The sequence below is a fragment of the Eubacterium sp. SB2 genome, assembly GCF_001244405.1.
In the GTDB taxonomy this organism is placed as follows: Bacteria; Bacillota; Clostridia; order Lachnospirales; family Lachnospiraceae; genus Faecalicatena; species Faecalicatena contortus_B.
Genome location: NZ_LN865146.1, coordinates 1 through 9078, shown reverse-complemented (window position 1 = coordinate 9078; position 9078 = coordinate 1). Strand labels below are relative to the sequence as shown.

1 protein-coding gene and 1 pseudogene are annotated in these 9078 nt (G+C 42.5%); both read right to left on the bottom strand.

Annotated elements, in window-relative coordinates; genetic code table 11:
* A partial coding sequence (locus BN1938_RS00025; RefSeq protein ID WP_187376271.1) for a bacterial Ig-like domain-containing protein occupies positions 1–8200 on the bottom strand: 8200 nt, incomplete at its 3' end.
* A 396-nt stretch (positions 8201–8596) separates the two neighbouring features.
* Positions 8597–9078, bottom strand: a pseudogene (locus BN1938_RS23565) (hypothetical protein); the annotation flags it as partial.

The window sequence follows — 9078 nt, the reverse complement described above, 5'->3', positions numbered from 1 at the left end:
ATGTACTGCTGTTCAATGCTGCTACCTTAGAATAGGTGCCGGATGCGCTGGTGGACATATACAGTGCATAGCCGCTGGCTCCGGTTACTGCTTTCCATTTTACGGTGATCTTGCCTGTTCCGCCTGCTACTGACGTAATAGACGGTACGGACGGCGCTGTGGCTGCATACTTAACGCTTCCGAAGGAGCTGTATACATTAGCTCCATTGACCACACGATAGGAACGGACTTTATAATAATATGTTTTGGCTGCGGAAAGTCCGGTGTTTGTGTAAGACTTCGTATTAGCATTTAATGTAGCAATTCTGCTGTATGTACCTTTCTCGCTTGTTGCACGGTACACCTGATATTTACTCTCGCCACTGACATCTTTCCAGGTCAGCGTAACCTTTCCAGTCCCACCGGTCACTGCAGAAATCTGCGGAGTTGCCGTAGCTGTCCCGCCGCTGACCGCACTGCTGTACCCGCTGTAAACATTGGCTCCGCCAGATGTGCGGTATGCGCGGACTTTAAAATAATAGTTCTTTGCGGCAGATAATCCGGTCTTTGAATAACTCAGCGTACTGCTGCCTAATGCCGCAACCTTTGAATAAGTACCAGATGCGCTAGTTGCCATATACAATGCATAACCACTGGCTCCGGATACTGCTTTCCACTTTACGGTGATCTTGCCCGTTCCGCCTGCTGCTGATGTAATCGCAGGTATAGATGGGGCTGTGGTGCCATATTTCACGGTTCCGAAAGAGCTGTATACATTGGCTCCGTTTACTGTTCGGTATGCACGAACTTTATAATAGTAGGTCTTTGCCGCCGACAGTCCGCTATTCGTGTAGGAGGTTGTATTGGCATTTAAGGTTGCAATCCTGCTGTAAGTTCCCTTCTCGCTTGTGGCCCTGTAAACTTGGTATTTGCTTTCGCCACTGACATCTTTCCAGGACAATGTAATCTTGCCGGTTCCTCCGGTCAATGCAGAGATCTGAGGCACTGCCGGGGCTGTTCCGGCGTTCTTTGCCGCACTGTAGGAACTGTAAACATTCACCCCTTCCCCTTTACGGTAGGCCCGTACTTTGAAGTAATAAGTCTTTGCGGCAGATAAACCTGTCTTCGTATAGCTCAATGTACTGCTGCTTACAGTTGTGAGTTTTGAATACGTTCCATTTGCGCTCGCAGCCATGTATACTGCATAACCACTTGCTCCGGTTACAGCCCCCCATTTTATGGTTGCTTTCCCAGACCCGCCTGCTGCCGAACTGATAGCCGGCGCCGCGGTAGCCGTGGTACCGTATTTGATGGTTCCAAAAGAACCATATATCTTACTACCATCTAAAGTAGTGTAAGCACGCACTTTAAAGTAATAAGTCTTTGCGGTTGAAAGCCCGCTTTTTGCATAACTGGTTGTTCCTGACTTGACGCTTGCTATTTTAGAATAAGTCCCTGTTTTACTGGTTGCCATGTATACTTCATAATAGGAAGCGCCTGTGACCTTATCCCATGAAACTGTAATCTTGTTTGTTCCCCCTGTCACCGTATTGATCTGCGGTGCAGCCGGTGCTGTTTTGTACATCTTGTATGTACTGTAACCGCCCTCAGAGTATACCTTCTCTCCTGCTGAATCAGTCTTAAATGCCCGAACACGTACGTAATATGTAGTTCCTGCCTTCAGGCCTGTGATGGTCACATTTGGCTGTGAGACTGTTATTGTTTTCCCGTCTGTGAAAACACTATTTACAGCATAGTTCACCTCATATCCTTCGGCCCCCTGCACAGTTCCATACTGTACCTTCAGCGCGGAAGTCCCTGAGTTCGTCAGACTGCTTATGGAGGTTTTTCCTAAAGATATTTTTTTCCAACCCGCGTAAACAGTATAATCCTTTTTCTGACTGCCGGGGATCTCCGTGATCTTTTTTGTCAGCTTTGAATCTGTATACCAACCAACAAAGGTATATCCCTTTTTGAATGGTGCCTTTAATATAAGTCCTGCCTCTCCATATGCGTATAGGTTTCCTTTATTGTTTGTTCCTCCATCTAAAACGTAATTGATAAAACCACCGGCCTGAATCTCGAAGGTCTTTTTGATGATTCCGCAGTAATTATTCCTGCCTACGACAGACACCTGTGCAGTACCGGCATCCACGTTATTTATATATCTTAACGTGTAGTCAATCCCCTCCTTCAGCACATCACCGTTTACCATCACTACCGGCTTCGGACATATCTCCTGACCGGTATAACCCTGCGCCGGTATGCCGCTGACGTTCTCTGCTGATATATTCCTCTGGAGAATCTTGAAATAACTCTTCACTGCCGGAATGACATTCTGGCCTTTCACCTTAACTAAGGCATATCCGATACCTGCATTGATATTATTCTCATAAGATACGGTATACTCATCTGCAGTCAATTCTTTTCCGTCCAGTTCTACCTTTATTGCAGGTCTGTACTCTTCACCAGTATAAGACATGGTTCCCTGGTTTGTAATTTTGAGATCTGCATTGGAAATCATAAACTGACACTCATTTAGTACCGTATCTTCCAGCATTCTGGGTACCAGATAATATGTGATTCCTCCAATGAGGTTTATAGCTATACCGCTGCCCAGAGACATATTCTCTACTGCATTTCCACTGCCAGTCAATACCGCTAGTTGTCCGTAATTAGCTGACTGCGTATTTAGATAAAATCGCCCGCTCGCAGACGGGATAAACTTATAGATATAGTTTCCTTCAGACTCACCCACATCTTGCTTTATCGTTTCCAACTCATTCAGTTTTATCTCTTTGATCTTATCGTAGTCCTGAGGCCGGACTACTGTAAGATTAAAATTAGCTTCCCTACCGAAGGCTTCCACAGTCTGGGGATATGTTCCCGGTTCAATTGAATTATACTCAAGCTGAACCTCATATGTACCATATGCAAGTTTTTCTCTTTTCCCATCTGCAAATACCGCTTCTACTTCCAGCTTATCCAATGAAAAGATATGCGCCTGATCCCCTGCAATGCATGTGAGATTGGCCCCGCCCGGATTAACAGTGATGGTTTTTACTGCCGGTATTTTTTCAAGTTTAAGCTGATAAGTGATGTCTGTCACATCTGAATTGTTAATAATCTGCAGATAATATTGTTTCCCCGCTGTCAATTTTACAGTATATTCCGCTTCAAAGCTGCCTATCTCCAAATCACTTGCATCGCTGATTGTATAAGACATCTCCTCATATGTATCATCAAAAATTATAGCGGCTGCCGGAGCTTCCCCGAACGTGCTGACTATAAGCCGATAATACCCACTGCTTGCTGGTCTGAAAGAAAGCTTTTTAATTTTCCCTGCTTCCTGCCCCGTATTCTTGTCAATCATATCCCAGGATTCAGTATCGGCATAATATGCTTCCGCGCTCAAAACTTCAACACTAAAGTCTGCAGAGACATTTCCGAAAACGGTTTTTACTGTATACACTCCTGGCTGCTCCCAATTCAGCAGACTTGAATCTATATTTAGAGTTCTGCCTTCCTGATCGTTTCCCCCCCATTTGAGCCGTTCCTTACTTCCATCTTTATAAGTAATTTCTGCCTCAATTCCTCTGCCTAATACCGTGTCTGAAACTGGCCGGCCAACCTGGTACTCTGTTACCGCAGAAACAGCTAAAAGTTTCATTCCGGTAACTTCCTTTGCCCTTAGGATTCTGATTTTGATATCTGACGAAAAGTTTAACCGGTATATGTAAGTTTCATTCGCTTTTAACTCTGCTGATAAACTTATCCCGCCATTCAATGAAGTTATATTCTGCTGATTCAGGCTCTTTCCATCCGCATCATATATTTCAGCTGCCGTGTAATCTTCTTGGCTGCCCACTGATTCTGTGTATAAAATGTAGGTACCATCTACCGATGGTGTGAATTTAAACTCTTTCCGTATTTCCAACTTGTCTGCCTGCAATGGAATCTCCTGCTCCAATTCCAAACGGTCCAAAGAACCCAAATAGTCCTCGGCTGAGAGAATATGGATATCAAAGCTTTGTGATACGCTTCCGCAGGAAACCCTGATCGGGTAAGTTCCTGCCACTCTCCAGTCAATTTGATCATAGGTTATTGAAACCTGTCTGCCATCAGCTGTATCTGCATATGGCTGTAAGATTTCATAAGAGTCGTCCTCATAAATGACTTTCAGGTTTAATCCGTTTGTATCTACAGATCCGTATTCGCTATCACTTACAAGATAGTTTACTTTAGCAGGCAGGTTACTAATCTCCAAGTTTTTAATTTTTTTCATCCTGACTGCGCTAAACTGTATTTTGCAATCCTCCGGATTGTTGAACTGGCAGATATACTGTTCTCCTTTTTGCAGGTTCACTTCTGTGAGTAAACGTACACCATTCCACCTCTGTCCAATGATCTGGCTGTTACCATTCAAATCAGTTATATCAAAGCTGCCTTTATAGTCTTCGTACTCAGTATCGAGCAATGTAAAGATGTAGGTTCCTGATTCAGCGGGATTCATAATATATTCCTGATTTCCGGCTTTTAGATCCAGTACATGAGGCTCAAGAATAGAAAGTGTTTGCAGTCCGTTTATGTAATCCTCCCGTGGTAGTACCGATATGGGGATGTTTACATTCATGCCTCCAAAAACAATTCCTATATAGTTGTCATTACCGGGCTTAGTAAAATCAATATTATTTTCATATGTTAGCCTAAACCCTTCTTCCGAGATTTCATCTGGTCCGATTATTTCTTCTGTTCCATCATTATATATAATCCGAATAAGCAATCCCTCGTACTGAATATTATTGGGGTTATCCCGATCACTCTGCAAGTAAGTTGTCTTGTATGGCTTTCTTATTACTTCCAGGCCAGATACATCCTTACATTTGATACTTGTAAGAGTTACATATGCTTCCTTATTATTTGAAAAGCTGAAGATAACACTTTCCCCATTTGACATTATAGCTGAAGAAATATACTTACCGTCAACAAAATCCACCTTCTGATCCTGCCTATTATTCCACCTGTCTTTAATTATAAATTTACCATCTGCGTTAAAATCATCTGAATCAGACTCTATAGCCACCTTATATAATCCACCGTTTTTAGGCGTAACTTTATATTCCGCGCCCCCTGCCGGCAGATATAGCGTTTCTACTGTTTCCAATTCCAGGGTGTCCAATCCATACATGTACCAATACGCCGACTCTACATCAATTGTAAAACAAACAGTTTTATTGCCAAATAATACTTCCACTTTTTGTTCATTTGATATTGAAGAGAAATCTACCTGACTATCATCAACTCTCAAGCATCTATAATCAGCTGCCGGTTGATCTGCCAACAATGTTTCTTCACTACCGTCGCTGTAGGCTGCTTTTACAGACAGGCCCGCTTTGCGAAGTGGTGAGTCACCCTGCATGTATTTTGTTTTGTATGGTAACGATAGTATTTCAAGACTTTCTACATCTTTCGCCTTAACAGCAGTAAAAACAATATCTCTTTTCACCGAGCTATAGAAACTGCATATATAATTTTTTCCTGCCTCTAAAAATGCAGTTACACTATAATTCTCATCATCAGAGTAATTATATTCTGACACGTTGGTACCTGTGACATTGAATACTTCACAACTTGTAGTATCCTTTCCTTCAAATTCACTCAGGTGAAATACATATTCACCTGAACTGCCGGGAGTAAATGCAAACTCTTTCTTGCCCTCCAAAAGCTGCATTTTCAGATCTGTTCCCTCACTTAAGTATTCGAACCTTTTCAGATACTCTTCCTCGGAAACTACATGAATGGTAAATGATGTGCTTTTCCCCCCAAAAGAAACTTTCACCTGGTACTCACCCGGCCGTGTTAGATCTACATCTGAATGATCAATCTTAACATGTCTACTATCAGCTGCCACCCAATTATCTGGTATAATCTCTTCTTCACCATCGGCATAGACTACTTTTTCAGTCAACCCTGAAAAAGAAATGTCCTCTACTTCACCTGAAGTTCCTACTATATACTCTGTTTTATCTGGTTCAGTCAATATTTCCAGATGGCTGACTTCCTTTGCCTTTGAGGCATTCAAAGTAAATTGGTACCCTTCTTTTCCCTCAATCTCAATTAGATACTTCTTACCTCCTTCCAAACTAGGAGTTAGAATTAGATCATACGTATATCGCATACTATCTGAGTAAATCTGCTCTCCGTTTAAAGATGTGATATGCACATTACGAATACCGAAAAAAGTCTCTTCCTTTCCTTTAAACGAAATGATATAATCACCACTATTCTCAGCTTCTATTACATATCTGTTATCATTTTCAACTATGGAAAGATTCTGATCTTCTCCAAGCCGGATACATGGAAATGCATTTCCAAAATCTTCTTCTGAATAAACATAGATCGGTACACTAGCAGTAATCTCCCCCACAGAGACATTGATAGCATACGTTCCCGGAATATTCACATTCACATTATTCTTCGTTTTTAGCTTAGTGCCATCCTTCAACTCCTCATAATATTCAAGTTCTTCTGTAGTTCCATCCTCATAAGTAACTCTTACCCTTAAGCCTAAATAATTAATATAATGCCTGTCTCCCTGAAGATATCTCTGTATCTTTGGGGGCTTAATAATCTCAAGTCTACTGACTACCGGCAGTTTTTCTGCCAAGATGGTTAACAAATTATTGTTTGTTTTACCCTTAGTCATTACAATATATGTTTTTCCAGCCTCTAATTCGCAAATTGCTGTATCGTTTCCTGAAAAACTCACTGTATCTCCAGTGTCCGCGGATTTGATATCAATAAGAGCATTGTCTATGTAACCATCACTTTTCAGTTTGAAAGAATACCTGCCTGAATTTTGGGGATTAAACTGAAAATCCTTTTGGATTTTATCCGCATCTGACCGAATAGCTGTCTCGATGTTTTCTTCCAATTTATCCAGATGTTTCACGTATTCCTGTGGATCCGCTAGTATGAATGGCACCTCAACCACTGCATTGCTATTAAAATAAAACTGTATACTATATTCTCCCGGAACAGACCAATGAAAATCATATTTAAAAGCGAGTCCCCGTTCATCCGGCAGGCCTTCCCCATCCTTTAAAATCCGCTCTGTACCATCGGCATATTTCAGCTTAATCTGCATTCCCGTAAAATCGCTCAACGGCGATGCCCCCGATTGGCTTGATATGTATTCTATTACGTCTGGCGGAGTAATCAGTTCAGCAGACTCAATAATACCTGTATACTCAAGCGTAGCGGTTATTAAGGAACCTTTTGTAGGAGGTACTGCAAAATAATATTTTTTTCCCGCTTCCATTGATGCACTCATATATCGCTTATAGGTCAATGTACTTACTGCCAGCGTTACATCCCGCCAATATTCATCTACTGCCGTCACCGTCTCAATCCAATCTGAATTCGAAGGAAGAAGTAATAAAAGATACTCTCCTGTCTGCTCGGGAGTAAACTCTATAAGAGAGTAATCCTTTGATGAATCTGTAGCAAATTCTAACTCCTGGCCAGCCTCCATAGAATATATATCTGCCGAAATAAACTGTACCTGGAAGTTTTCACTCCATAATTCACCACATCTGACTACAATTTCATATGTACCCGGATGCAGATTTTCCCAATCTATAGCAGACTCATCATACTGTATTTCCACGCCTCTCTCCGACACAGTTTTCCCGTCATATATGAGTTCCTCTGCCCCATCCTCATATGTAATACTGACAGCAAGGCCAGAATAATCCAGGGCAGTATCTCGTCCTATAATATATCTGGATCTCACTGCATCTTCCTGAATTTTAAAGCCGGACACGGTATCTGCCAGGTCGGTTTCTTTTACTGAGCTGCCATTTTTCGCATCAGTATCATGACTTATAACTTCATTTTTTCCGCCTGATGCGCCTTCTTCCTGGTTCAATTCTCCTGCTGCCCGGTCTGGTGTTCCCTGTCCCTCAGCTTCGGCTTCTGCCCCCTGAGCTGATGACCCGGTCTCTTCATATACCTCGTTAGTGCCCTCCGGCACATTTTCTCCATATACCTCATTAGGTACTGGTGCCGCACCTTCTTCACCGGTTGCTGCTGTACCTGCCGATTTATCATCCGCTCCGGCCGCCAGTACAGTCAAGTCAGCACTTGTCGCAAAAATCACAACTGCCAGGAACATAGCCAGAATTCGCCTGACCTTTCGTCTTTTCCCTTTTTCCCTCATAATTGACCTCCTGTTTATGTTAACCGACGTCTTCACATCCGTAACACCTTTGTCTCTATAATACCACAATATTTCCATATATTCTCTGGTATTTTGCACATTTTAAGCGTACTATTATTTTGTTCTTCAATATGCAGTGAATTGGATTTTCTTACACTCCTCTTACATCAAAAATAGAGCCGGCATAAGGAACTGGCTTCAGGCCACATAGCCCGGAGGTAAGCCGAGCCAAAGCGAAAATTCATTAGAATTCCTGCCTCAGCCCGGCGCTGTTCATTATGCCGGCTTCAAATTTGATTAGCCGTACTTTCAATTAATTATTGTTTCCGGAAAACTCATACTCCCATTACACAGAAAGCCCTTCTACTCAAAACATCTCAAACTTCGGAATTGGCCTTATTTTGACGGAACTGCAGATTTTACTGCACTAAAGCCGCTATATACAGCTTTCCCATTCACGGTTCGATAAGTTCTGATTTTGAAGTAATATGTTTTTCCGCCTGTCAGTCCTGTCTTGGAATAAGACTTTGTATTTGCATTCAATGTAGCCGCCAGGCTATATGTACCGTTTTTACTGTCAGACATATACACCTGGTATTTTGTCTCTCCGCTCACGTCTTTCCAGGATAACGTCACCTTTTTCTTTCCGGCAGCCGCCTTGCTGATTGCAGGGGTGGTTGTTGCCGTCCCCCCGCTCACTGCACTGCTGTATCCGCTGTATACGTTTGCTCCGCCTGCTGTCCGGTAAGCCCGGATCTTGAAGTAATAATTCTTCGCGGCTGACAGTCCCGTTTTTGTATAGCTCAATGTACTGCTGTTCAATGCTGCTACCTTAGAATAGGTGCCGGATGCGCTGGTGGACATATACAGTGCATAGC